Raw genomic sequence first — 25,550 nt, forward strand, 5'->3', positions numbered from 1 at the left:
CCGCCGCCTCGCTCACGACTTCCCATGAACGACGATCAACTCCTTCGCTACTCCCGCCACATCCTCGTCGACGAAATCGGCATCGAGGCGCAGCAGCGCTTCCTCGACGCGCATGCGCTCGTCGTCGGCGCGGGCGGTCTCGGCTCGCCGGCCGCGATGTATCTGGCGGCCTCCGGCGTCGGCACGATCACGCTGGTCGACGCCGACACGGTCGACCTCACGAACCTGCAGCGCCAGATCCTGCACGTGACGGCCTCGGTCGGCCGCAGCAAGGTCGAATCGGGACGCGAAACGCTCGCGCGGCTGAACCCGGAAGTGACCGTGCATGCAGTCGCGGCGCGCGTCGACGATGCGTGGCTCGACGAGCACGTGCCGCGGGCGAGCGTCGTGCTCGACTGCACCGACAACTTCGCGACGCGCCATGCGATCAACCGCGCGTGCGTCGCGCACGGCGTGCCGCTCGTGTCGGGCGCCGCGCTGCGCTTCGACGGCCAGATCAGCACGTTCGACTTCCGCGACCCGGCCGCGCCCTGCTACGCGTGCGTGTTTCCGGAAGACCAGCCGTTCGAGGAAGTCGCGTGCGCGACGATGGGCGTGTTCGCGCCGACGGTCGGGATCATCGGCGCGATGCAGGCCGCCGAGGCGCTGCGCGTGATCGGCGCGATCGGCACGACGCTCAACGGCCGGCTGATGATGCTCGATTCGCTGCGGATGGAATGGACGACGATGAAGATCGCGCGCCAGGCCGACTGCCCCGTGTGCCAGGGCCGGCACTGACGCGCGCGAGCATGCGCCGAACGGCGCATGCGTGAGGTTTCACGACTTTCGCGGCGGTTTCACGGCGCGGCCCGCGTCGCCTAGGCGGCCGCGTCGTCCGCGCGCGGTTCCGCGACCGCCAGGCGCTTGAGCGCCGCCTGCACTTCCTCGGGCTCGAACGCGGCCAGCACGTCGGCCGTCGGCTTCTCGAGCGCCTTCAGGTGCGCGCGCAGGATCTCCTGCTTCACGACCAGCAACTGGCTCGGGTGCATCGAGAATTCGGTGAGCCCCATCCCGAGCAACAGGCGCGTGAGCGCCGGATCACCCGCCATTTCCCCGCACACCGACACCGACACGCCGGCGCGCTTCGCTTCGCGCAGCGTATAGGCGATCAGATGCAGCACCGCCGGATGCAGCGGGTCGTACAGGTGCGCGACCGCGTTGTCCGCACGGTCGATCGCGAGCGTGTACTGGATCAGGTCGTTGGTGCCGATCGACAGGAAGTCGAAGCGCTTCAGGAACAGCGGCAGCGCGATCGCCGCAGCCGGGATCTCGATCATCGCGCCGAGGCGCACGTTCGGATCGTATGCGAGCCCCGCGTCGTCGAGCTGGCGCTTCGCCTCGCGGATCAGGTCGAGCGTCTGGTCGATCTCCTGCGCGTGCGCGAGCATCGGGATCAGGATCTTCACCTGCCCGAACGCGGACGCGCGCAGGATCGCGCGCAGCTGCGTGAGGAACATCTGCGGCTCGGACAGGCTCCAGCGGATCGCACGCAGGCCGAGCGCGGGGTTCGGCGCCGTCTCGTAGCCTTCGTCGAGCGCCTCGAGCGGCTTGTCCGCGCCGACGTCGATCGTGCGGATCGTCACCGGCATGCCCTTCATCCACTCGACCGCACGCTTGTACGCGGCGAACTGCTCCTCCTCTTCCGGCATCTCCTTCTGATGCATGAACAGGAACTCGGAGCGGAACAGCCCGACGCCGACCGCGCCGGCCTCGACCGCGGCCTTCGCGTCGTCGGGCAGCTCGATGTTCGCGTACAACTCGATCTTGGTGCCGCACATGGTTTGCGTCGGCGAGAACTTCAGGCGCTGCAGCTTGCGCTGCTCGAGCAGCTTCTCGGACTGGCGGTACGAATATTCCTCGAGGACGATCGGGGCGGGATCGACGATCACGATCCCCTGGTCGCCGTCGACGATGATCAGGTCATCCTGGCGGATCAGCGCACTCGCATGCTGGACGCCGACCGCGGCCGGAATGCCGAGGCTGCGCGCGACGATCGCCGTGTGCGACGTGCGGCCGCCGAGATCGGTGACGAACGCCTGGAACGACTGCGACTTGAACTGCATCATGTCGGCCGGCGCGATGTCGTGCGCGACGACGATCATTTCGTTCTGGCCGCGCGCGGCCGCGCGACCGAGCGCCTGCGACGCGGACGGCGCGCCGGCGAGCGCCTTCAGCACCCGCTCGACCACCTGTTCGATGTCGGCCTTGCGCTCGCGCAGGTATTCATCCTCGATGTCGTCGAAGTGGCGCGTGAGCAGCTCGAGCTGCTCGGTCAGCGCCCATTCGACGTTGTAGCGGCGCGTGCGCACCAGGTCGATGGTTTCCTGCACGAGCATCGCGTCGCTCAGGATCATCGCGTGCACGTCGATGAACGCGCCCACTTCGCTCGGGGTGTCGTCGGTCAGGTCGGCGCGCAGCGCCTCGAGTTCGCGATGCACGACCTCGCGCGCCGTGCGAAAACGCTCGACCTCGGCGTCGATCTGGTTCGCCTCGATCAGGTAATGGACGACGTCGAGCGCCGCCGGCGCGATCAGATACGCTCGCCCGATCGCGATACCACGTGAGACGGGAATGCCATGCAGCGTGAAGGACACGCGCACCTCCTCTGTACAAGTAAAGCCGCGGCACACCGCTGCGATGCGCTTATGACCCCGGTTAGCGATTATAAATTCCGTACCTCCGTGCTGACTGCATGCACCGCAGCATTGTTCTTTCCGCACCAATTCTCGGGACGAAAAAAATGCCGCGGAAAACGCGGCATTCTGCTCCGAAACGGCAACGATCCCGCGCGGGGATCACTGACCTTCGCCGAATTTGTCCGCGATCAGCTTGAGCAGCGCATCCATCGCTTCGCGCTCGTCGGGACCTTCGGTCTCGATCGTCACCGAGCTGCCGATGCCCGCCGCGAGCATCATCACGCCCATGATGCTTTTCGCGTTGATCTTGCGCCCATTGCGCGTCATCCAGACTTCCGACTGGAAGTTGCCGGCCAGTTGCGTAAGCTTGGCCGATGCGCGTGCATGGAGCCCCAATTTGTTGACGATGGTGGTTTCTTGTTGAAGCATGATTCTCGGTCGGGTCGGTCGAGGCCGCCGGTGACGTGCGTCGGCGGATCGGTCTAAAACGGAAAACGGGTCGGTCAGTGCGATTCGGTGCGCGGTTGCGGCTCGGGCGGAATCGGCGCGCACTGGCCGCAGCCGGCTTCGGTCGGCGGCGGCGGCGTGCCGGCCGCCACTTCATGGACGCCCTTCGCGCCGCCGGACAGCGCCTTGTCGACGAGCTTGTCGAGCGGCACGGTACGGTAGCAGACGGCTCGCACCAGCATCGGCAGGTTTACGCCCGCCAACACGCGCACGTTGTCGAGCTTCGCGAGCTGGCCCGCGATGTTCGCGGGCGTCGCGCCGTACATGTCGGTCAGCACGACGACGCCGTTCTCTTCCCTGAGCCGCGCGAGCTCCGCATGCGCGAACGCCATCACCTGGGTGGGGTCGCTGTCCGCCAGCACGTCGATACAGCCGATGCGCGCGGGCACGCCGCCGTAGATGTGCGCGATGCAGTCCCGCAACGCGGTGGCGAGCGGCGCGTGCGCGATGATCAGAATCCCGGCCATGTCAGACCGCCTCCGGCCGCCCCTGGCGGGCCGACGCCTCGCGGCGGGGCCACGAGCATAGCGAGTGCGGGAATCGTTTCATGTTCAGCCTTGCAACGGTTTCGGCCCGACCGCCGGGCCTTCGGCGCGCTGGTCGCGGCACCGGGCAAGCGGGCATTGTAGCAGGCCGGTCGAACCGCTCCGGCGACGGGGGGCCTGCGCGGCCGCCGCCGGAATTGCGCGCGAAGCGGGCTACGCGGCCGCCCGCTCCAGCGCGTCGATGAACATTGCGGCGACGTCGAAACCCGTCTGCTCCATGATTTCGCGGAAGCACGTCGGGCTCGTCACGTTCACCTCGGTCAGCCAGTCGCCGATCGCGTCGAGCCCGACCAGCAGCAGCCCGCGCGCGGCGAGCACCGGCCCGAGCGTCGCGGCGATCTCGCGGTCGTGCGGCGTCAGCGGCTGCGCGACGCCCAGCCCGCCCGCGGCGAGATTGCCGCGCACCTCGCTGCCCTGCGGGATCCGCGCGAGCGAATATGGCACCGGCTCGCCCGCGATCAGCAGGATGCGCTTGTCGCCGGCCGTGATCTCGGGGATGAACTTCTGAATCATCAGCGAGCGCGTGCCGTCATGGCCGAGCATCTCGATGATTGCGCCGAGATTCATCCCGTCGGCCTTCACGCGGAACACACCCATCCCGCCCATCCCGTCGAGCGGCTTCACGATCACGTCGCCGTGCGCGGCGTGGAACGCACGCAAGCGCGCGGCGTCGCGCGTGACGAGCGTCGGCGCGACGAACTGCGGAAACTCGCCGATCGCGAGCTTCTCCGAATGATCGCGGATCGACTGAGGCTTGTTGAACACGCGTGCGCCTGCACGCTCGGCCAGCTCGAGCATCCAGGTCGCCGTCACGTACTCCATGTCGAACGGCGGATCCTTGCGCATCAGTACCGCGCCGAACGACGTCATCTGACGCGATTCATGGGCGCCTGCCTCGTACCACGGATGGCGATGCAGGTCGGTCGTGTCGCCGACGATCGTCACGCGCTGCACGTCCGCCTCGACGCCCGAGCCCGTCCACGCGAGCTGGTGCGGCTGGCATGTGTAGATCGCATGCCCGCGCCGCGCGGCCTCCGCCATCATCGCGTAGGTCGAATCCTTGTAGATCTTGAAGCGCTCGAGCGGGTCGGCGATAAAGAGAATGTCCATGCGGGTCCTGTACGTAGCGAAGCCGTTACACCTGGATGGCTTCGGGATCGGTCTTTTCCAGTTCGATCGACGACGCGATCAGCGACAGGCGCGCGACGACGCCGTACATGTAGAAGCGGTTCGGCGGCGCGGCGCCCGGCTTGGCGCCGGCATCCGGCAGCGCGGTGTGCTCGAAGCCGAGCGGCACGTAGTGCATGCCCGGCGCGTTCAGGTTCTGGTCGCGCTCGCGGCCGCCGTGCGTGCGGTAGAAGCCGCCGACCACGTAGCGGTCGATCATGTACACGACCGGCTCCGCGACTTCGTCGCCGACGCGCTCGAACGTATAGACGCCTTCCTGCACGATCACGTCGCGCACCGCGAGGCCGGCCTTCGACTCGGCCATCTGCGCGCGCTCGGCCTTCGACATGCGGCCGATCTCGGCCGCATCGTGCACGGTCATCACGCCGCGCCCGGCAGTGCCCGCGTCGGCCTTCACGACGACGTACGGCTTTTCGCTGATCCCGTATTCGCGGTACTTGCGCGCGATCTTCTTCAGCACGCCGTCGATCGCGTCGGCGAGCGCCTGCTCGCCTTCATGCGCCTGCCAGTCGACGCCTTCGACGTGCGCGAAATACGGATTCACCATCCACGGATCGACGCCGACCATCTTCGCGAACTTCTTCGCGACGTCGTCGTAGCACGAGAAGTGCGTCGACTTGCGGCGCACGGCCCAGCCCGCGTGCAGCGGCGGCAGCAGGTACTGCTCGTGCAGGTTTTCCAGCACGGCGGGAATCCCGGCCGACAGGTCGTTGTTCAGCAGGATCGAGCACGGATCGAAATTCTTCAGGCCGAGGCGGCGCTGCGAACGCTCGAGCGGTTCGAGCACGATCTTCTGGCCGTCGGCCAGCGTGATCGGCGTCATGTCGGTGATGCTCGGATCGAGCGAGCCGAAGCGCACGTTCAGGCCGGCCTGGCGCATGATCGTCGCGAGCCGCGCGACGTTTTCCAGGTAGAACGCGTTGCGGGTCGGCAGCTCGGGAATCACGAGCAGGTTCTTCGCGTCCGGGCAGATCTTCTCGATCGCGGCCATCGCGGCCTGGACGGCGAGCGGCAGCACTTCGGACGGCAGATTATTGAATGCGCCGGGGAACAGGTTCGCGTCGACGGGCGCCAGCTTGAAGCCGGCGTTGCGCAGGTCCACCGAACAATAGAACGGCGGGGTGTGTTCCTGCCATTCGAGCCTGAACCAGCGTTCGATCGCAGGCGTCGCGTCGAGGATCTTCTGCTCGAGTTCGAGCAGCGGACCGTTCAACGCGGTAACGAGGTGGGGAACCATGAATCACTCGCGAGCGGGAGAATGAAGATTGTAGAGCAATTGCTTTGCCCATTTGGGGATTGTTCCCGGCTTCACAAGGATTTGGAGGAAGTTTTCGGCTATTGACCCGATAGGTCGAAGGGTTATGCGCTGCGGCGGCAGGAGGCAGGAGAAAAAAACGCCCGCCGGGTGGCGGGCCGAAATCGCTGCGCTCATTCGGGGCGGGCGCCGTCTGCGCGGCGGCCCGCCGTCATCCGTACGACTTATTCGACGTGCTCGCCGTGCAGCACCACGTCGAGGCCTTCGCGCTCTTCCTCTTCGCTCACGCGCAGGCCGATCGTCAGGTCGATCAACTTCAGCAGCACGAAGCTCAGCACGCCGCTGTACACCAGCGTGATCAGCACGCCCTTCGCCTGCAGCAGCAGGCTGCCGTCGAAACCGCCGATGTCCTTGACCGCGAACACGCCGGTCAGCAGTGCGCCGAGCACCCCGCCCACGCCGTGCACGCCGAACGCGTCGAGCGAATCGTCGTAGCCGAGCTTCGACTTGAGCCACGTCGCCGACCAGTAGCACACGACGCCTGCCGCGATGCCGATCACGAGCGCACCCGGCACACCGACGAAGCCGGCCGCCGGCGTGATCGCGACGAGACCCGCGACCGCACCCGACACGATGCCGAGCACCGACGGCTTGCCGTGCGTGAGCCACTCGGCGAACATCCAGCCGAGCGCCGCGCAGGCCGTCGCGATTTGCGTCGTCAGCATCGCGAAGCCGGCACGGCCATCGGCCGCGACCGCGGAACCCGCGTTGAAGCCGAACCAGCCGACCCACAGCATCGAGCCGCCGATCATCGTCAGCACGAGGTTGTGCGGCGCCATCGATTCACGGCCGAAGCCGACGCGCTTGCCGAGCATCAGGCACGACACGAGGCCCGCGATACCGGCGTTGATGTGCACCACCGTGCCGCCCGCGAAGTCGAGCACGCCGTCCGCCGACAGCCAGCCGGTCGGCTCCCACACCATGTGCGCGATCGGCACGTAGACGATCAGCGACCAGAGCGTCATGAACACGAGCATCGCCGAGAACTTCATCCGGTCGGCGAACGCGCCGCAGATCAGCGCCGGCGTGATGATCGCGAACGTCATCTGGTAGACGAAGTAGACCGATTCCGGAATCGTCGTCGCCAGGTGGCTGACGGTCAGCGTGGTCGCCTTGTCGCCCTTCACGTAGGTCATCCCGTGCAGGAACACGCGCGACAGGCCGCCGATGAAGCCGTTGCCCGGCGTGAACGCGAGGCTGTAGCCGACCACCGTCCACAGCACCGTGATCACCGCGGTGATCGCGAAGCTCTGCATCACGGTCGCGAGCACGTTCTTCTTGCGGACCATGCCCGCGTAGAACAGCGCGAGGCCGGGGATCGTCATGAACAGCACGAGCGCGGTGGACGTCAGCATCCACGCGGTGTCGCCGGCGCTGATCTTCGACGAATCGACGGAGAACGGCGCGGTCGGCGCGGCGGGTGCGGCCGGCGCGGACGCAGCCGCGGCAGCCGATGCGTCGGCGGCCGACGCGGGGGCGGCGGCAGCGGCAGGCGCCGATGCCTCGGTGGCGGCCGGGGCCGAAGCGGCCGAAGCGGCTGCCGTTGCATCGGACGCCGTTGCGGCGGGCGCGGACGCAGCCGCGGCCGAGGCCGCGTCGTCGGCGAGCGCGGGGCCGACACCGGCCGCGATCAGCGAGCCGGCCATCAGCAGGGACATCAGAAGTTTGCGCATCTCGGGTTTCCTCTTGTTGCTTGTCTTTGTCTGTTACAGCGCGTCTGCGCCGGTCTCCCCGGTCCGGATCCGGATCACTTGCTCGATCGGCGTGACGAAGATCTTCCCGTCGCCGATCTTGCCGGTGCGCGCGGCCCGCTCGATCGCTTCCACCGCCTGGTCGACGAGATCGTCGGACACGGCCGCCTCGATCTTCATCTTCGGCAGGAAATCGACCACGTATTCGGCGCCACGGTACAGCTCGGTGTGCCCCTTCTGGCGCCCGAACCCCTTCACCTCCGTCACCGTGATGCCCGAGACGCCGAGCGCGGAGAGCGCTTCGCGCGTCTCATCGAGCTTGAACGGCTTGATGATTGCGGTAATCAGTTTCATGAAGTCCTCTCGCTGGGTGGTCCCGTCGAATTGGTTGGAATGGTGTGACGGTCTCTTCCCAGCAACTCGCATGCCATGTTTGCGCGAGGACCGTCTCGAACGGCTCCGAAAGGGGGGCGCATCACCCGCTGAAAGGTGCGGAAGCCCGGCCGAACGGTCAACGTGGGCCCGGTTTGCTGGCGCGCCGAAAGGATCGTTGCTAGAGTGCACGCACGTCCCGGTTCACCGGGCCATTCACCCATGCGGGCGCCATGCCCGGAATTCGCGCCACGGGCGCACCATTTCCGGTCATGCGTGCATCATGGGCACGTACGCAACTGAAGATGCACATTTTTTGTGCAAGGAAGGGATATCTCATGAAGCAACCCAGCGATGTTTTCAACGACCTGCAGTCGCGCGTCAGCGACCTGCTGAAAAACTCGCCGGCCAAGGATGTCGAGCGCAACGTGAAGGCCATGCTGTCGCAAGGCTTCTCGAAACTCGATCTCGTCACGCGCGAGGAGTTCGACACGCAGGCACAGGTGCTCGCCCGCACCCGCGTGCGTCTCGAGGAACTCGAAAAGCGCGTCGCGGAACTCGAGCAGAAGCTCGCAGCGCCCCAGGCCTGACGCCCCCTGACCGACCGGTCCGGGCGCGGGCCGCCTCGTGCGGCCCGCGCCCGCCCCCGCCAGTCGGCCAACTAGCAAGCCGTTCCGTCGTTCTTCGCAGTCCCCCCGCTCTTCGTAGTTCCTCGCTCTTCGTAGTTCCTCGTTCTTTCCCGCGCCACGCCGGCAAGCGCGCACCGATTCCTCCGATTCCCGCGGCATGCGGCCCTGAACGGCCGTTGCCCGTCCGATTCATTTACAGGAGCCTCGCCATGTCGCTCGCCGTGGTGCGCAGTCGCGCGCCGGCGGCCGGCCGCGCGCCGGACGTCACCGTCGAAGTCCATCTTGCCAACGGGTTGCCGTCGTTCTCGATCGTCGGCCTGCCCGATCTCGAAGTCCGCGAAAGCCGCGAGCGCGTACGCGCCGCGCTGCAGAACTGCGGATTCGAATTCCCCGTGCGCCGCATCACGGTCAACCTCGCACCGGCCGACCTGCCGAAGGAGTCGGGCCGCTTCGACCTGCCGATCGCGCTCGGCATCCTCGCCGCCAACGGCCAGATCCCGGCCGACGCGCTGGCCGGCCGCGAATTCGCGGGCGAGCTGTCGCTGACCGGCGCGCTGCGGCCGATGCGCGGCGCGTTCGCGATGGCGTGCGGCGCGGCACGCGACTGGCGCGCGGGTGAAACCGGATCGGGCGTCGGTTCCGGCGCTCGGCCCGGCGCGATGTCCGGCCCGGCGGCCGCGTCGCGCCCGCCCGAGCTGTACCTGCCGCTCGACAGCGCCGCCGAGGCCGCGCTCGTGCCGGGCGTCACGGTGTTCGGCGCGCCCGATCTGCCCGCGCTGTGCGCGCACCTCGCCGGTGCGCCGGACGCGCGGCTCGCGCCGGTCGCGGCGCCCTGCCTCGACGGCGAGCCGGCGCCAGCCGCGCCCGATCTCGCGGACGTCATCGGCCAGCGCGGCGCCCGGCGCGCGCTCGAAGTGGCCGCCGCGGGCGGACACCACATGCTGATGATCGGGCCGCCCGGCGCCGGCAAGTCGATGCTGGCCGCGCGGCTGCCGGGCCTCCTGCCACCGCTGACCGACGACGAGGCGCTGACGTCGGCCGCGCTCCTTTCCGCCAGCCGCATCGGCTTCTCGCCCGTGCAGTGGCGGCGGCGGCCGTTCCGCTCGCCGCATCATTCGTCGAGCGCCGCCGCGCTGGTAGGCGGCCGCAATCCGCCGCAGCCGGGCGAGATCACGCTCGCGCACCTCGGCGTGCTGTTTCTCGACGAGCTGCCCGAATTCGACCGGCACGTGCTGGAAATGCTGCGCGAGCCGCTGGAAGTCGGCCGCATCACGATCTCGCGCGCGGCGCAGCAGGCCGATTTCCCCGCCGCGTGCCAGCTGATCGCCGCGATGAATCCGTGCCCGTGCGGCTGGCACGGCGATCCGTCCGGGCGCTGCCGCTGCTCGCCGGACGTCGCCTCACGCTACCTGCGCAAGCTGTCGGGGCCGCTGCTCGACCGGATCGACATCCAGATCGACCTGCCCGCGCTGTCGCCGGCCGAACTCGCCGCGCGCGCGACGGCGCACGGCGAATCGAGCGCCACGGTCGCCGCACGGGTCGCCCAGGCGCGCACGCTGCAGTTCGAACGGCAGGGCAAGACGAATCACATGCTGAGCGGTCGCGAGACCGACGACCTGTGCCGCCCGACCGACGACGGCGAGCGGCTGCTGCGCGAGGCCGGCGAGCGCTTCGGCTGGTCGGCGCGCGCGTATTTCCGCGTGCTGAAGGTCGCGCGGACGATCGCCGACCTGGCCGGCGACCCGTTGCCCACGGCCGCGCAGATCGCCGAGGCGATCCGCTACCGGCGCGCGCTCACGGCGCTATAAGCGCCATCGGAGGACAAAATGCGGCTGTCAAGACTTGACTTATGCACAATTTCGCGAATCTGGCCCCGGATCGCCGCTCGCGAGCGTCTTGTCACCTCGAAATTCGTATCCCATTGTTTCTATTGATTTTTCTCAAAGGGCGCGGCAGTTGTCAAATGTACCGGAAGGCCGTCCGGCGCGGCTTTGCGCGAGATTCGCCCAACTTTTCAACAAAGTTATCCACATGCGCTGTGGATAGCTGAAAAATCCCCGCAAAATCCGGAGATTAGCGTCGAAAGCTGCGAATGAACTTTCAGTTGTCACCGCGTGTCATAGCGCCCTCGCCGACCGGTGTCAGTCCAGTTTGAACGAGCCGAAAAACTGGTCGAGCTGTTCCTGCGCGAGCGGCCCGTCGGCGATCACGACGGCCTGATACGCATGCCGGCCGCGCGCCACGAGCCGCGCAACGATCGTCTTGTGCGCGTGATCGCCGCCGCTGGCCGCGCCCGCGACCCGCAGCTCGAGCCCGTTCACCGCGCCGCCGGCCGCGAGCGGCACCGGCACCGAGGCCGTCCGCGGCGCGCCTTCGAGATTGCGCGACAGCCCGGCGCGCAGGAACTCGAGCGCCGCGCGGCGCGTGTCGTCGCGGTCGTCCGGCAGCGTGAGCGTGCCGACCGCGAACACCGCGCCGTCGACGTGCGCGGCCTGCATCCGCATCGGCATCGATGCGCCGCCGACCGCGACCGGGTGGTCCTCGACGGTCGGTTTCGCCGGCAGGTCGATCGTATAGCCGGCGTCGTTGTGCAACGTGCGCCAGTCATAGGATGGCGAGCACGCGGCCAGCGCGGCGCTCACGCACGCGAGCGCGGCGAAGTGTCGCAGCGGACGAAAAAGGGGACGCAACGAATCGATGACTTCCTTCGGCATGGCGGGGATCGAACAGGCAAAACGGCCATTATCCGCCAAGGCTGACACCGGGGATCCGTGGCGGCCGCCGGTGCGTGCCGCGCATTCGCGCTAAAATGAGCGCCGAATTTCGACGTCCTTTGCATCGACCCGCGTCATCGACCGACTCCGAGAGCACCAGATGAACACCACGCCTTCCGCCCAGCGCCGCACCGGCCCCGCCCGCTATATCGTCGCGGCGGTCGTCGTCGCGGCCATCGCCGTTGCCGGCTTCTTTGCGTTCAACGGCAAGTCCAGCGTGCCGGACGCCACGTTCACGCTGCTGTCGGGCCAGAAGGTATCGACGGCCGGCGACCTGAAGGGCAAGGTCTACCTCGTCAACTTCTGGGCGACGAGCTGCGCGACCTGCATGCAGGAAATGCCGCAGATGGTCGAGACCTACAATCGCTTCAAGGGTCAGGGACTGGAATTCGTCGCGGTGGCGATGAACTACGATCCGCCGATGTACGTCGCGAACTATGCGCAGACGCGCCAGCTGCCGTTCAAGGTCGCACTCGACGACGGCAGCGTCGCGAAGCAGTTCGGCAACGTGCAGCTCACGCCGACGACCTTCGTCGTCGACAAGAATGGCAAGATCCTGAAGCGCTACGTCGGCGCACCGCAGTTCGCGGAACTCGACGCGCTGCTCAAGAAGGCGCTCGACAGCAACGCGGCCTGAGCGCCGCCACTCGATTCTCCGCTCGCAGGGTGCACGCAGCCCTGCTCCGCACAACGGACCGCACTGCGGTCCGTTCGTTTTTCAGCGCTCGGTTTCGCCTTTCGCCGACAGCCCGTAGCGCTTCATCTTCTCGTATAGCGTCGCCTTGCCGACATGCAGCCGGTCGGCCGTCGCCGCGACCGCGCCGCCCGTCTGGTTCAGCGCCTGCGCAATCACCGCGCGCTCGAACTGCTCGATGCGCTCCTTCAGCGTCTGGTCGCTCTCGGCATCGTCGCCGTTCGCGCCCGCTTCCTGCGGCATGTCGGCGACGCCGAGCACGAAGCGGTCCGCCGCGTTGCGCAGCTCGCGCACGTTGCCGGGCCAGTCGCGCTGCATCAGGCTCGCGCGCTGCCGGTCGGTCAGCACGGGGGCCGGCCGCCCGTAGCGCACGGCCGCATCGAGCATGAAGTGCTCGAACAGCGGCACGATGTCCTCGCGGCGCTCGGCGAGCGGCGGCAGCGCGATCGTCACGACGTTGAGCCGGTACAGCAGGTCGCGCCGGAACGTGCCGGCCGCGACGAGCTCGCTCATGTCGCCCTTCGCGGCCGCGACGACGCGGCAGTTCACGCGAATCGGCTGGTTCGAGCCGAGCCGCTCGAGCACCCCGTCCTGCAGCACGCGCAGCAGCTTCACCTGCAGCGCGAGCGGCATGCTTTCGATTTCGTCGAGAAACAGCGTGCCGCCGGATGCATATTCGAGCTTGCCGACGCGGCGCTTCGCGGCCCCCGTAAACGCGCCGGGCTCGTAGCCGAACATCTCCGACTCGAACATCGGCTCGGGCAGCGCGCCGCAGTTCACCGCGATGAACGGCTTGTCGCGACGCGGCGACAGCTCGTGCAGGCTGCGCGCGATCAGCTCCTTGCCGGCGCCCGTGTCGCCGTTGATCAGCACCGATGCGTCGGTGGGCGCGACGTTCGCGATCAGCTTGCGCACCTGTTCGATCGCCGGGCTGCGGCCGATGATGCGCGGCGCGACGATATTCTGCCCGGCCAGCTCGCGCCGCAGCGCATGGTTCTCGAGCACGAGTTCGCGCCGCTCGAGCGCGCGACGCACGGTCTCGATCAGCCGTTCGGCCGCGAACGGCTTTTCGATGAAGTCGTACGCGCCGTCGCGCATCGCCTGCACGGCCATCGAGATGTCGCCGTGGCCGGTGACGAGGATCACCGGCACGTCGGGCACGCGCTCGCGGCACTGCGCGAGCAGGTCGAGCCCGCTCGCGCCGGGCAGCCGGATGTCGCTGACGATCACGCCGGCGGTTTCCGCGACGACCGCCTTGTCGGCCGCCTCGGCCGATTCGAACCCGACGACGTCGAACCCCGCGAGCTGGAGGCTCTGCACGCTCGCCCGGCGAACGAGCGCATCGTCTTCGATATAGATCACTTGCAGCCGGTTGGCCATCGTAGTCACTTGCTCCTGACACGCCGCGCGGCGGGAAGCGCGCGCGGCTCTCGTTGATGCCGGTCGTGCGGCGAACGGGCCCTAGCGCGAGCCGGCCGGCTCGGACAGGGAGTCCGGATGATGCGTGCGCGTGCGCCGCAGCGTCAAGACGAACAGCGCGCCGCCGGACGGCGCATTGCGCGCGGTCAGCGCGCCGCCCGCGTCGCTCGCGATCGACGACGAGATCGCGAGGCCGAGCCCGAGCCCGCGCCCCATTTCCTTGGTCGTGAAGAACGGTTCGAACAAGCGCGGCAGCAGGTCGGGCGCGATGCCCGGGCCGTTGTCGCGCACCTCGACCGCCAGCGTCGCGACCGACACCGCGATCGTCACTTCGATCGCCGGCGCCGCGACACCCGCGACCGCGTCGAGCGCGTTGCCGAGCAGGTTGATCAGCACCTGTTCGAGGCGCAAGTCCTCGCAGCGGGCGACGAGGTCCGGATAATCGCGCGCGAGGTCGAGCGGCACATCGTGCGCGGGCGACACGGTCGAATCCTGCAGCGTCAGCGTGAGCGCGACGCCGCGCAGCCGGTCGCCGAGCAGCGACAGCACGCTGCGCAGCGCGCGCACGACCAGCGCCTGTTCGTTGCGCGGCTTCGCGCGGCCGACGAACAGCTTCAGCTGGTTGGTGATCTTGCCCATCCGCTCGGTCAGCGCGGCGATCGCCTCGAGGTTCTCGCGCGCGGCCGCCTGCTCGCCGCGATCGAGCAGCACGCGCGTGTTGTCCGAGAAGCTGCGCAATGCCGCGAGCGGCTGATTCAGTTCGTGCGTGATGCCGGCCGCCATCTGGCCGAGCGCGGCGAGCTTGCTCGCCTGGATCAGTTCGTCGTGCGCGGCGCGCAATTCCTGTTCCGCGCGGATCCGGTCGCCGACTTCCTTCTGCAATTGCTCGTTCGCTTCCGACAGGTCGGCCGTGCGTTCCTCGACGCGCCGGTTCAGTTCCGCATAGGCCTGCTGCAGCAGCGCGCGGCCGCGGATCATCTCGCGCACGCGAGCGCGGCGCATGCGCCAGTAGAACGCGAGCAACGCAACCGACACGAAGCCGAAGCCCGTGACGATGGTCGCGTTGCGCGCATCGGCGTCGATCGGTGCGATCGGCGCGAGCGTGACGAGCAGCCAGTCGGGTTCGCCGATCCGCCGCTTGCTGGCCAGGAAGCGCGGTGCGCGCAGGCCCGGGCCGAGGCGCACGATCTCCGCGTCCGCGCCGAGCACCTGCTCGACGCGCAGCGGCAGCGGCGTGACGGGCTGCTGCGCGTACTGGCGCGTCTCGTAGATCGACGCGGCGACGGGCCCCGTCAACGGATGCAGCGTGTGGTATTTCCATGCGGGCACGGACGACAGGAACACGACGCCGTGATCGTCCGCGACGACGAGCGGTTCGGACGCATCGGCGCCCTGGAACCATTCGAGATTGAGTTTCACGACGACGACACCCACGATCTTGCCGTCGCGCCGCACCGGCTGCGAGATGTAGTAGCCGGGATCGCGCGAGATCGTGCCGATCCCGAAGAAGCGGCCGACCCGGCCGTTCATCGCGTCGATGAAATACGGGCGGAAGCGGTATTCGATCCCGACGAAGCTGTCGGGCGCGCGCCAGTTGCTGGCGGCGACGCACAGGCCGTCCGCGCCGACCACGTAGGTGACGGTCGCGTGCGCGTGTTCGTTGAGGTCTTCGAGATAACGGTTCGCGCGCCCGGTGAAATCGGCGCGCTTCGGCTCGGCGAGCAGGTCCTGCACGTACGGATGGCTGCCGAGCAGATAAGGCAGCGATTCGTAACGGTCGAGCGTGCTCTTGAGCGCGTTGGTGGTGCGGTCGACCCGCACCGCGGCGTTGCGCTGCAGCTCGGCGACGCCGCGCCGCCACGTGATGGTCCACGTCAGCGCGCACGCCGCCGCGAGCGCGGCGGCAAGCACGACGAGGATGAGCAGGCGGCGCTTCACGGACGTGACTTCCTGGCGATGCGGATCGCCTATTGTGTCATAGGGCTCCACATCGCCGCCCCGACCGCCCCGGCCGCCGCGCGGCGCGGCGGCCGCGGGCGGTGCCGCCGCCTGCTCGTTCATGGTGTCAGACGCCGGCCGCCTCGGTCGTCTTGACTTCGCCGCCGCCAGTCAGCGCCTGGCGCAGCTTGTTGCGGTCGAGCTCCTTCTCCCACGCCGACACGACGACGGTCGCAACACCGTTGCCGACGATGTTGGTCAGCGCACGGCATTCGCTCATGAAGCGGTCGATGCCGAGGATCAGCACCATGCCCGACAGCGGGATCGTCGGCACGACGGCGAGCGTCGCGGCGAGCGTGATGAAGCCCGCGCCCGTGACGCCGCTCGCGCCCTTCGACGTCAGCATCGCGACCGCAAGCAGCGTGAGCTGCTGCATCCACGTCAGTTCGATGTTGGTCGCCTGCGCGATGAACAGCACGGCCATCGTCATGTAGATGTTGGTGCCGTCGAGGTTGAACGAGTACCCGGTCGGCACGACGAGGCCCACGACCGAACGCGAGCAGCCGGCCTTCTCGAGCTTTTCCATCAGCTGCGGCAGCGCGGCTTCCGACGAGCTCGTGCCGAGCACGATCAGCAGCTCTTCCTTGATGTAGGACACGAAGCGGATGATCGAGAAGCCCGTGACGCGCGCGATCGTGCCGAGCACGACCAGCACGAACACGATCGACGTCAGGTAGAACGTGCCGATCAGCTTGAGCAGCGGCACCAGCGAGCCGACGCCGTACTTGCCGATCGTGAAGGCCATCGCGCCGAACGCGCCGATCGGTGCGAGCTTCGTGACGATGTGCACGATACCGAACAGCACGCGCGTGAGACCGTCGATGAAGTCGGTCACGACCTTGCCGCGCTCGCCGAGGTGCGCGAGCACGCTGCCGAACAGCAGCGCGATCAGCAGGATCTGCAGGATTTCGCCCTGCGCGAAGGCATCGACCATCGTGTTCGGGATGATGTGCAGCAGGAAGTCGACGGTCGACTGACCGTGCGCCTTCGCCGCGTACGATGCGACGGCCTTGCCGTCGAGCGTCGCCGGATCGATGTTGAAGCCGACGCCCGGACGCAGGATGTGCGTGGCCGCGAGGCCCAGCAGCAGCGCGAAGGTCGACACGACTTCGAAGTACAGCAGCGCCTTGCCGCCGACGCGGCCAACCTTCTTCATGTCCTCCATGCCGGCGATGCCGGTCACGACCGTACAGAAGATGATCGGCCCGATCACCATCTTGATCAGCTTGATGAAGCCGTCGCCGAGCGGTTTCATGTCGGTGGCGAGCGCCGGGTAGAAGTGGCCGAGGATCACGCCGATGATGATGGCGAAAATCACCTGCACATAGAGCACTTTGTAGAAGGGTTTCTTCTTCACGATGGTTCCTGCTGAAGTAGATGAGCCGGTGGAAACGGCGTCACGCGCGCAGGCGAATGTCAGGGGAAAGAACCATTCGCCCGCGCGGCTGCCGTGCCGCAACAAGCGATGCCTCAAGACATCCGACAGGGGAGGAAGGCATTGGTCATCGATTGTCTCCTTGGTTTAATAGTCAGGCCGGGGGGACGGCCGTGCTATTCATATCGCAAGGTCGATGCCAGGTTTCCGGAACCCCTCAAGCCATTGTTTTCATTGTATTTCTCATAATTCGGCAGACAAGGAAATCCGGGATTCCGGATTTCCGGAAAATATCCGTCCGGCGATCCGGACGGATTCGGCCATTCATCGGACGGATCAGTGCTGCACGGCGCGACTCGCCAGCACGCCCGTCTGCGCATAGAACTCCTGCTGCGCGAACGCGTCGCGCTCGCGCCGCGCGCGCTCGCCGCGGTCCGCGAGCGAGCCGACGACGATCCCGAAGAACGCGAGCGGCACCGACACGAGCGCCGGGTTGTCGAGGAACACCGGCGCATGCGCGTGGTGCAGCACGTCGACCCACACCGACTTCGACAGCACCGTGAGCGCGACCGCCGACGCGAGGCCGAGGCTGCCGCCGAGCACCGCGCCGCGCGTCGTCATCCCGCGCCAGAAGATCGACATCGCGAGCACCGGGAAATTCGCGCTGGCGGCCACCGCCGCGACGAGGCCGACCATGAACGCGACGTTCACGTGCTCGAACAGGATCGACAACGCGATCGCGATCGCCGACAACCCGATCGTCGCCGCGCGCGAGATGCGCATTTCCAGCCGCTCGTCGGGCTTGCCGCGCGCCCACATCTGCGCATACAGGTCGTGCGAGATCGTGGTCGCGCCGGCGAGCGTCAGCCCGGCGACCACCGCGAGGATCGTCGCGAACGTGACGGCCGCGATGAAACCGTAGAACCAGTTGCCGCCGACCGCCTGCGCGAGCTTCACCGCGACCATGTTCGAGCCGCCGAGCAGGTCGTGCGTCAGGTTGAACGTGCCGTTCGCGCCGAGCCGGAAGAATTCCGGATGCTGCGCGAGCAGCACGATCGCCGAAAAGCCGATCACGAAGGTCAGCAAATAGAAGTAGCCGATGAAGCCCGTCGCGTACAGCACCGACTTGCGCGCCTCCTTCGCGTTCGGCACCGTGAAGAAGCGCATCAGGATGTGCGGGAAGCCGGCCGTGCCGAACATCAGCGCGATGCCGAGCGACAGCGCGTTGGCCGGATCGCGAATCAGCTTGCCGGGGCCCATGATCGACAGCGCGCCCGGATGCACGGCCACCGCGCGGCGGAACATCTCGTCGACGCTGAAGCCGAATTCCCCGAGCGCGAGCAACACGAGCAGCGTCGCGCCGCACAGCAGCAGCACGGCCTTGATCACCTGCACCCAGGTGGTCGCGGTCATCCCGCCGAAGAACACGTAGACGACCATCAGTACGCCGACGATCAGCTCGGCCGTGCCGTACGACAGCCCGAACAGCAACTGGATCAGCTTGCCCGCGCCGACCATCTGCACGACCAGGTACAGCACGACGATCGTCAGCGCGTTCGCGGACGTCAGCAGCCGGATCGGCCGCTGCGCGAAGCGGTACGCGACGACGTCGACGAACGTGAACTTGCCGAGATTGCGCAGCGGCTCGGCGATCAGGAACATCACGAACGGCCAGCCGACCAGGAAGCCGATCGAGTAGATCAGCCCGTCGAAGCCGAACATGAACACCATCCCCGAGAGCCCGAGGAACGACGCGGCCGACATGTAGTCGCCCGCGATCGCGAGCCCGTTCTGCAGCCCGGTGATGCCGCCGCCGGCCGTATAGAAGTCGCGCGTCGAGCGCGTGCGGCGCGCGGCCCAGCGCGTGAGCGCGAGCGTCGCGAACACGAACGCGAAGAACATCGCGATCGCGACCGGGTTCAGCTCGACCTTGTCGGGCATCGGGCCCGCGACGGAGGTCGCGTGCGCGGCGGAGGAAACGAGAACGGCCAGCGCGCCGAGCGCGCGCGAAGTGAGTCGCATGGGGGCCTCCATCAGGAACGCTGCAGGATCGCGGCGACGCGGCGGTCGAACGCACGGTTCGCACGCAGCACGTACCACGCGGTCAGGCCGATCGCGACCAGGATGATCGCGACGCCCGCGACGATCCCGACCGTGGTCGTCGCGCCGCGGTACAGCGGCGCGGCCAGCACGTGCGGCGCGAGCGCGACGAGCAGGATGAAGCCGTAGTAGGTCGCGATCATCAGCGCCGTCAGCGTGAAGCTGAAGCGGCGCCGCGCACGCACGAGCTGCTGGTAGTCACGGCACGCCGTGACCGATTCGATGACGGAAAGCTCCATGGTGTCTCCTCCTGTCGACCAGAGTTAGCGCTTTAGCGCTTACTCTGGTCCCATGCTTCGCAGTCGACCAGAGTTAGTGCTTTAGCACTTACTCTGGTCCCATGCTTCGCGGTCGACTGGTGTTGGCGCTTTGGCGCCTCCTCCAGTCCCCGCAGGGCAACCGCCTCGTCATTGCGAGGGGCGTCTGTTGGATGGCCGGCGCGTCGACTGCTCCGCCCGCGCCGCGGCGGCAAAAGCGATCTATACGATGCGGTCAGCGCGCAGCCGCGCCAGCTCGTCCCCCGACAGCCCGAGCCAGCCGCCGAGCACGTCGTCCGTATCGGCGCCGAGCACCGGCGGCGCACCGCGTACCGGCAGGCGCGCGCCGTCGAAGCGGTACGGCGGCGCGAGCACGTCGACGTCGCCCGCGACCGGATGCGGCTGCCGCGTGACGAGCCCCGCGCGGGTCGCGCGCTCCGACGTCAGCGCGTCGTGCAGCCCGAGCACTTCGCCGCACGGAATGCCCGCGCCGGAAAGCGCCGCGAGCAGCGTCGCGCGCGGCCGGCGCGCGAGTTCGCGGCGGATCTCCGGCAGCAGCTCGGCGCGATTCCCGGAGCGGCCGAGGTTGGTCTTGTAGCGTTCGTCCGCGGCGAGGTCGGGCCGCTCGATCGCGTCGCAGAAACGCGCGAACTGCGTGTTGTTGCCGACCGTGATCACGACCGGGCCGTCGGCCGCATCGAATACGCCGTACGGCACGATCGACGGATGCGCGTTGCCGTAGCGCGGCGGATCCTCGCCCATCAGCAGCGCGTCGAGCCCGTAGTACGCGGTGATCATCAGCCCGCAGTCGAACAGCGCCATCTCGATGCGCCGTCCGCGCCCCGTCGCATGGCGCTCGTACAGCGCGGCAAGGACCGCCTGCGCCGAATACATGCCGGTGAACAGGTCGACCGCCGCGACGCCGAACTTCAGCGGCGGCTGGTCGGCCTCGCCGTTCAGCGCCATCAGCCCCGCCTCGCCCTGCACGACGAGGTCATAGCCGGGCCGCGCGGCCTCCGGGCCCGAACGGTCGTAGCCCGAGATCGCGCAATGCACGAGCCGCGGATTCAGCTCGGCCAGCGCGTCGTAGCCGAGCCCGAGCTTCTCCGCGCCGCCCGCCTTGAAGTTGTGGATCAGCACGTCGGCCTGCGCGGCGAGCTCGCGCGCGATGCGCTGCCCGGTTTCCGTCTGCAGGTCGACGCAGATCGACCGCTTGCTGCGGTTCACGCTGTTGAAGTAGGTCGTCTCGGTGTCGCCGATCCGCAGCCCCCAGTCGCGCGTGTCGTCGCCGCGCGCCGGATGCTCGATCTTGATCACGTCCGCGCCGAAATCGGCGAGCACCATCGCGCTCCACGGGCCCGCGAGCACGCGCGAGAAATCGAGCACCTTCAAGCCGGCCAGCGGCAATGCGCGCGGGTCGTTCGTCATCGTTGTCTCCTCCATTCGCGTCGTTCGTCTTTACTGTTTCGACAGCGCGATATAGCGCGCGAGATGATGATCCTCGTCGCCGAGCTGGTGATCGATCATCACCAGCCGCTTCGCGTAGTGCGACAGCGGCAGCTCCCACGTCATCCCGATCCCGCCGTGCAGCTGGATGCTTTCCTCGGCGACCAGCGTGCCGATCCGGCCGATGCTGTACTTGGCCGCCGCGAGCGCGCGCTCGCGCACCGCACGCGGCGCGTCGAGCTGCGCCGCCGCGTTGATCACCGCCGAGCGCGCCTGCTCGACTTCGAGCAGCAGGTCGGCCATCCGGTGCTGCAGCGCCTGGAAGCTGCCGATCGGCATCCCGAACTGCTTGCGCGTGCGCAGGTAGTCGAGCGTGTACGCCTTCGCGATGTCCATCGCGCCGAGCGCTTCGGCCGACAGCGCGAGCAGCCCGTAGCCGAGCACGCGTTCGAGCAGCGCGGCGCCCGCTTCGCCGTCGTGCGCATTCGGTGCGCCGAGCGCGGCATCGGCCGGCAGCGCGACGCGCTCGAAACGCACTTCGGCCGCGCGGCCACCATCGATCTTCCGGTAGTCGCGCAGCGACACGCCCGGCGCGTCGGCCGGCACGACGAACAGGCCGATGCCGGCCGCGTCGTCGTCATGACCGGACACGCGCGCGCTGACGACGAAGAACGCCGCCTGCGCGGCCTGGTCGACGACGCCCTTCGCGCCGGTCAGCACCCAGCCGTCGCCGGCACGCTCGGCGCGCGTGCGCACCGTCGTCAGTTCGTAGTGCGAGCCCGGCTCGTCGTGCGCGAACGCGGCGCTCGCGCTGCCGTCGATCAGCGCGGCAAGCCGCTCGCGATGCGCGGCGCCGCCGGCGAGCGACAGCGCGCGGCCGGCGAGCAGCGCGCCGAGGAACGGCTCGACGACGAGCCCGCGCCCGAGGCATTCGAACACCACGGCGATGTCGAAGCCCGCGCCGCCGAAGCCGCCGTCGGCCTCGACAAACAGCGCGCCCACCGCGCCCAGTTCGGCGAAGCGCTGCCACATCGTGCGATCGAACCCGTCGGCCGACTGCGCGATGCGATCGCGCACCGGGAACGCATACTGTTCGGCGATGAAGCGGTTCAACGTGTCCGCCAGCATCCGGCGGTCTTCTGTGTGCTGGAAATCCATCGTCGCGTCCCTCGTTACAGCCCGAGCATCATCTTCGCGATGATGTTCTTCTGGATCTCGTTCGAGCCGCCGAAGATCGACAGCTTGCGATTGTTGAAGTACTGCTGCGCGGCGCTCGCGGCCTCCTCCGGGCCGATCGGCTCGCCGTCGCGATCGCCGTCGAGCGCGTCCTCGACGAACGGCTGCGCGTACGGCCCCATCGCGCGGCGCATCAGCGCGGTGATCTCCTGGCGGATCTGCGTGCCGCGGATCTTCAGCATCGAGCTCTCGGCCCCCGGCACGCCGCCGCCCGCGACCGCGGCCAGCACGCGCAGGTTGGTCGTGCGCATGTTCTCGAGTTCGATCTCGACGCGCGCGACGCGCGCCGCGAAGAACGGATCGTCCGCGAGCGGCCGGCCGTTCTTCGTGACCTTCGCGGCGACCGCGCGCAGCCGCTCGAGCGCGGCCGTCGAGAAGCCGATGCCGGCGATGTTGGTGCGCTCGTACGTGAGCAGGTATTTCGCGCAGGTCCAGCCGCGGTTCTCCTCGCCGACCAGGTTCTCGACGGGCACGCGCACGTCGGTGAAGAACACTTCGTTCACCTCGTGCTCGCCGTCGAACGTGATGATCGGACGCACTTCGACACCCGGCGTGTTCATGTCGATCAGCAGGAAGCTGATGCCCTCCTGCTTGCGCACGTCGGTCGCGGTGCGCACGAGACAGAAGATCATGTTCGCGTAGTGACCGAGCGTGGTCCACGTCTTCTGGCCGTTCACGACGTAGTGATCGCCGTGACGTACCGCGCTCGTCTTCACCGACGCGAGATCGGAACCGGCGCCCGGCTCCGAATAGCCCTGGCACCACCAGTCGGTGCCGTCGAGAATGCGCGGCAGCCAGTGGCGCTGCTGCGCTTCGCTGCCGTACTTGATCAGCACGGGCCCGAGCATGTTGACGCCGAACGGGACGATGCGCGGCGCGCCCGCGAGCGCGCATTCGTTGTCGAACAGGAACTTCTGCGCGACGCTCCAGCCGGGGCCGCCGTACTCGCGCGGCCAGTGGCTCGCGAGCCAGCCGCGGGCGTTCAGGATCGCGTGCCATTCGCGCATGTCGTCGCGCGTCAGATGCAGGCCGCCCTTCACCTTGCGCGCGGTGCGCGCCGGCAGTTCGGCGGCGAGGAAGCGCTGCACGTCGGCGCGGAACGCTTCCTCTTCGGGAGTGAAATTGAGGTCCATCGTGAGTCCGTTGCGAATGCGGTGGGCGTTCAGTCGATGTGGTTCAGGCTCGCGAAATCCGCGCCGCGCTCGACCAGCTCGACGATCAGCGGCGAAGGCTTCCAGAACAGCGGATCCTCCTTCGCGAACGCGCGAATGTCGGCGAGCACGTTCGCCAGGCCGACCGTGTCCGCGTAGTGCATCGGGCCGCCGCGATAGCGCGGGAAGCCGTAGCCGTGCAGGAACACCGCGTCGACATCGAGCGGGCGCAGCGCGATCTTCTCGTGCACGACGTTCGCGCCTTCGTTGATCATCGCGGCGAGGTAGCGGCGCAGGATCTCGTCGTCGCTGAACGCGCGCGGCGTGATGCCCTTCTTCGCGCGCTCGTCGGCGACGATGGCCTCGACTTCCGGGTCCGGCGTGCCGACGCGCGCGCCGTCCGGATACAGGTAGTAGCCGCGCGCGGTCTTCTGCCCGAACCAGCCGCGCTCGCACAGCCGGTCGGAAATTTCCACGTAGCGCGCGCGCGGGTCGCGCGTCGCCGCGCGGCGCTTGCGGGTCGCCCAGCCGATGTCGCCGCCCGCGAGGTCGACGACCTGGAACGGTCCCATCGGAAAGCCGAATTCGCGCACCGCACGATCGATCTGGTACGGCGACGCGCCGTCCTCCATCAGGTAGTCGGCCGCGGTGCGGTAGACCGCGAGGATCCGGTTGCCGATGAAACCGTCGCACACGCCCGCGCGCACCGGCGTCTTCTTCAGCTGCTTCGCGAGCGCGAACGCCGTCGCGACGACCTCCGCGCTCACGCGTGCCGGCACGACGATCTCGAGCAGCTTCATCACGTTGGCCGGCGAGAAGAAATGCAGGCCGATCACGTCGGCCGGCCGGTCGATGCTGGCCGCCAGTTCGTCGATGTCGAGATACGACGTGTTGGTCGCGAGCACCGCGCCCGGCTTGCACACGCGCGCGAGTTCGGCGAATACCGCCTTCTTCACGGCCATGTCCTCGAACACGGCCTCGATCACGACGTCGGCCTGCGCGAGCGCGTCGTACGACGTGCTGCCCTTGAAGCGCGCGAGCCGCGCCGCATGCGCGGCCGGCGTCATCCGGCCCTTCGCGACGAGACCGTCGTAGACCTTCTCGACGTGCGCGCGGCCGCGTGCGAGCGCCGCTTCGTCGCGTTCGATCATCGTCACGGGTAGCCCGGCATCGAGCGCCGCGACCGCGATCCCCGCGCCCATCGTGCCGCCGCCGACCACACCGATCCGCTCGACCGGACGCGCGCTCGCGCGGCGCGCCTCGGGCGCCTTCGCCGCCTCGCGCTCCGCGAAGAACGCGTGCACGAGGCCCGCGCGCTGCGGGCTGTCGATGCACTGCAGGAACAGGCTGCGTTCGAGCTTCATCCCCGCGTCGAACGACTGCGTGAGCGCGGCCTCGACCGCGTCGACGATCTTCGCCGGCGAGAACAGGCCACGCGACTTCTTCGGCAAGTCGGCGCGCGCCGCGTCGATCGCGGCCTGCGCGCTCGCGCGATCGGCGAGCCCCCGCGCATCGCGCGTGCGCCGTGCCGGCGCGCCGAGCGACACGAGTTCCTGCGCATAGGCCAGGCCTTCGGCAAGCGTGTCGTCGCTGTGCGCGAGGCGGTCGACGAGGCCGAGCGCGAGCGCTTCGTCGGCGCTCGCGTGACGCCCCGTCAGCATCAGGTCGAGCGCGGCCTTCGCACCGATCAGGCGCGGCGCGCGCTGCGTGCCGCCCGCGCCGGGCAGCAGGCCGAGCGTGACTTCGGGCAGCCCCAGTTTCGCGCCGGGCACCGCGAGCCGGTAATGCGCGGCGAGCGCGACCTCGAGGCCGCCGCCGAGCGTCGCGCCGTGCAGCGCGACCACGACCGGCTTCGCGCTCGACTCGATCCGCTCGCACACGTCGGGCAGCGACGGCGGCACCGGCGGCTTGCCGAATTCGCGGATGTCGGCGCCCGCGATGAAGTTGCGGCCGGCGCCGACGATCAGCACCGCGCGGATCGCGTCGTCGGTCTGCGCGGCGTCGAGCGCGTCGGAAAGGCCGCGCCGCACGTCGGCGGACAACGCGTTGACGGGCGGATGGTCGATCGTGACGACGAGCACCTTGTCGCGCCGTTCGCGCGTGACGGTGCCGGCGCGGGAGGGTTCGGGGGAAGCGGTTGAATTCATCGTGTCTCCAGTGCGGTGCGCCGGGCGGCAG

At 68.4% G+C, this 25,550-nt stretch carries 21 protein-coding genes; 4 read left to right on the forward strand and 17 right to left on the reverse strand.

The window, feature by feature from the left end; translation table 11 throughout:
• Nucleotides 1–24: 24 nt before the first annotated feature.
• Complete coding sequence (locus LMA02_RS14825) at nt 25–777, forward strand: HesA/MoeB/ThiF family protein (RefSeq protein WP_228905811.1); 753 nt, start codon at nt 25–27, stop codon at nt 775–777.
• An 80-nt stretch (nt 778–857) separates the two neighbouring features.
• Here the strand turns inward: LMA02_RS14825 and ptsP are convergent, their stop codons facing one another.
• From ptsP to LMA02_RS14860, 7 genes are all read right to left on the reverse strand, one after another.
• Complete coding sequence (ptsP, locus tag LMA02_RS14830) at nt 858–2,633, reverse strand: phosphoenolpyruvate--protein phosphotransferase (RefSeq protein WP_228905814.1); 1,776 nt, start codon at nt 2,631–2,633, stop codon at nt 858–860.
• 201 nt (nt 2,634–2,834) lie between these two features.
• On the reverse strand, nt 2,835–3,104 hold the full coding sequence (locus LMA02_RS14835; protein WP_006752075.1) for an HPr family phosphocarrier protein: 270 nt from the start codon (nt 3,102–3,104) through the stop codon (nt 2,835–2,837).
• A 74-nt stretch (nt 3,105–3,178) separates the two neighbouring features.
• Nucleotides 3,179–3,649, reverse strand: a complete 471-nt coding sequence (locus LMA02_RS14840; RefSeq protein ID WP_006752076.1) for a PTS sugar transporter subunit IIA — start codon at nt 3,647–3,649, stop codon at nt 3,179–3,181.
• A gap of 231 nt (nt 3,650–3,880) precedes the next feature.
• The gene (gene gshB / locus LMA02_RS14845) at nt 3,881–4,837 is read right to left on the reverse strand and encodes a glutathione synthase (RefSeq protein ID WP_228905815.1); all 957 of its coding nucleotides are present in this window, start codon (nt 4,835–4,837) and stop codon (nt 3,881–3,883) included.
• 25 nt (nt 4,838–4,862) lie between these two features.
• Nucleotides 4,863–6,152, reverse strand: coding sequence for a glutamate--cysteine ligase (gshA, locus tag LMA02_RS14850; protein WP_044848231.1), 1,290 nt, complete (start codon nt 6,150–6,152; stop codon nt 4,863–4,865).
• 242 nt (nt 6,153–6,394) lie between these two features.
• Complete coding sequence (locus LMA02_RS14855; RefSeq protein WP_228905817.1) at nt 6,395–7,903, reverse strand: ammonium transporter; 1,509 nt, start codon at nt 7,901–7,903, stop codon at nt 6,395–6,397.
• 33 nt (nt 7,904–7,936) lie between these two features.
• Nucleotides 7,937–8,275, reverse strand: a complete 339-nt coding sequence (locus tag LMA02_RS14860) for a P-II family nitrogen regulator (protein WP_006398175.1) — start codon at nt 8,273–8,275, stop codon at nt 7,937–7,939.
• Between the two features lie 356 nt (nt 8,276–8,631).
• Between LMA02_RS14860 and LMA02_RS14865 the strand changes: the two genes are divergently transcribed.
• Together LMA02_RS14865 and LMA02_RS14870 are read left to right on the forward strand one after the other, a co-directional pair.
• The gene (locus LMA02_RS14865) at nt 8,632–8,883 is read left to right on the forward strand and encodes an accessory factor UbiK family protein (protein ID WP_006489451.1); all 252 of its coding nucleotides are present in this window, start codon (nt 8,632–8,634) and stop codon (nt 8,881–8,883) included.
• 248 nt (nt 8,884–9,131) lie between these two features.
• Complete coding sequence (locus LMA02_RS14870) at nt 9,132–10,730, forward strand: YifB family Mg chelatase-like AAA ATPase (RefSeq protein WP_228905820.1); 1,599 nt, start codon at nt 9,132–9,134, stop codon at nt 10,728–10,730.
• A 333-nt stretch (nt 10,731–11,063) separates the two neighbouring features.
• Here LMA02_RS14870 and LMA02_RS14875 read toward each other — a convergent pair whose 3' ends face one another.
• Nucleotides 11,064–11,636 (reverse strand): hypothetical protein, encoded by a 573-nt coding sequence (locus tag LMA02_RS14875; RefSeq protein WP_228905821.1) that lies wholly within the window; start codon nt 11,634–11,636, stop codon nt 11,064–11,066.
• A gap of 160 nt (nt 11,637–11,796) precedes the next feature.
• Here LMA02_RS14875 and LMA02_RS14880 point away from each other — a divergent pair, with 160 nt between their 5' ends.
• Nucleotides 11,797–12,333: a TlpA disulfide reductase family protein gene (locus tag LMA02_RS14880; RefSeq protein WP_228905823.1), complete on the forward strand. Its 537-nt coding sequence runs from the start codon at nt 11,797–11,799 to the stop codon at nt 12,331–12,333.
• A gap of 81 nt (nt 12,334–12,414) precedes the next feature.
• Here LMA02_RS14880 and LMA02_RS14885 read toward each other — a convergent pair whose 3' ends face one another.
• The 9 genes from LMA02_RS14885 to LMA02_RS14925 all read right to left on the reverse strand — a co-directional run bounded on the left by LMA02_RS14885 (nt 12,415) and on the right by LMA02_RS14925 (nt 25,519).
• Nucleotides 12,415–13,770 carry a sigma-54-dependent transcriptional regulator gene (locus LMA02_RS14885; protein ID WP_228905830.1) on the reverse strand — a complete coding sequence of 452 codons (1,356 nt, stop codon included), beginning with the start codon at nt 13,768–13,770 and terminating at the stop codon, nt 12,415–12,417.
• 81 nt (nt 13,771–13,851) lie between these two features.
• Nucleotides 13,852–15,870, reverse strand: coding sequence for a sensor histidine kinase (locus LMA02_RS14890; protein WP_228905832.1), 2,019 nt, complete (start codon nt 15,868–15,870; stop codon nt 13,852–13,854).
• Nucleotides 15,871–15,874: 4 nt separating this feature from the next.
• On the reverse strand, nt 15,875–17,164 hold the full coding sequence (locus LMA02_RS14895) for a dicarboxylate/amino acid:cation symporter (protein ID WP_228905836.1): 1,290 nt from the start codon (nt 17,162–17,164) through the stop codon (nt 15,875–15,877).
• A gap of 354 nt (nt 17,165–17,518) precedes the next feature.
• Entirely contained in the window at nt 17,519–19,204 is a 1,686-nt protein-coding gene (locus tag LMA02_RS14900; protein WP_228905838.1) for a cation acetate symporter, read from the reverse strand.
• 11 nt (nt 19,205–19,215) lie between these two features.
• On the reverse strand, nt 19,216–19,521 hold the full coding sequence (locus LMA02_RS14905) for a DUF485 domain-containing protein (protein WP_006754805.1): 306 nt from the start codon (nt 19,519–19,521) through the stop codon (nt 19,216–19,218).
• A gap of 240 nt (nt 19,522–19,761) precedes the next feature.
• On the reverse strand, nt 19,762–20,967 hold the full coding sequence (locus tag LMA02_RS14910) for a CaiB/BaiF CoA transferase family protein (protein ID WP_228905843.1): 1,206 nt from the start codon (nt 20,965–20,967) through the stop codon (nt 19,762–19,764).
• Nucleotides 20,968–20,997: 30 nt separating this feature from the next.
• On the reverse strand, nt 20,998–22,143 hold the full coding sequence (locus LMA02_RS14915; protein ID WP_228905853.1) for an acyl-CoA dehydrogenase family protein: 1,146 nt from the start codon (nt 22,141–22,143) through the stop codon (nt 20,998–21,000).
• Between the two features lie 14 nt (nt 22,144–22,157).
• Complete coding sequence (locus LMA02_RS14920) at nt 22,158–23,354, reverse strand: acyl-CoA dehydrogenase family protein (RefSeq protein WP_228905854.1); 1,197 nt, start codon at nt 23,352–23,354, stop codon at nt 22,158–22,160.
• A gap of 29 nt (nt 23,355–23,383) precedes the next feature.
• Nucleotides 23,384–25,519, reverse strand: a complete 2,136-nt coding sequence (locus LMA02_RS14925; protein WP_228905856.1) for a 3-hydroxyacyl-CoA dehydrogenase NAD-binding domain-containing protein — start codon at nt 25,517–25,519, stop codon at nt 23,384–23,386.
• Nucleotides 25,520–25,550: the final 31 nt, after the last annotated feature.

Source organism: Burkholderia sp. B21-005 (assembly GCF_020843965.1).
Taxonomy (GTDB): Bacteria; Pseudomonadota; Gammaproteobacteria; order Burkholderiales; family Burkholderiaceae; genus Burkholderia; species Burkholderia ambifaria.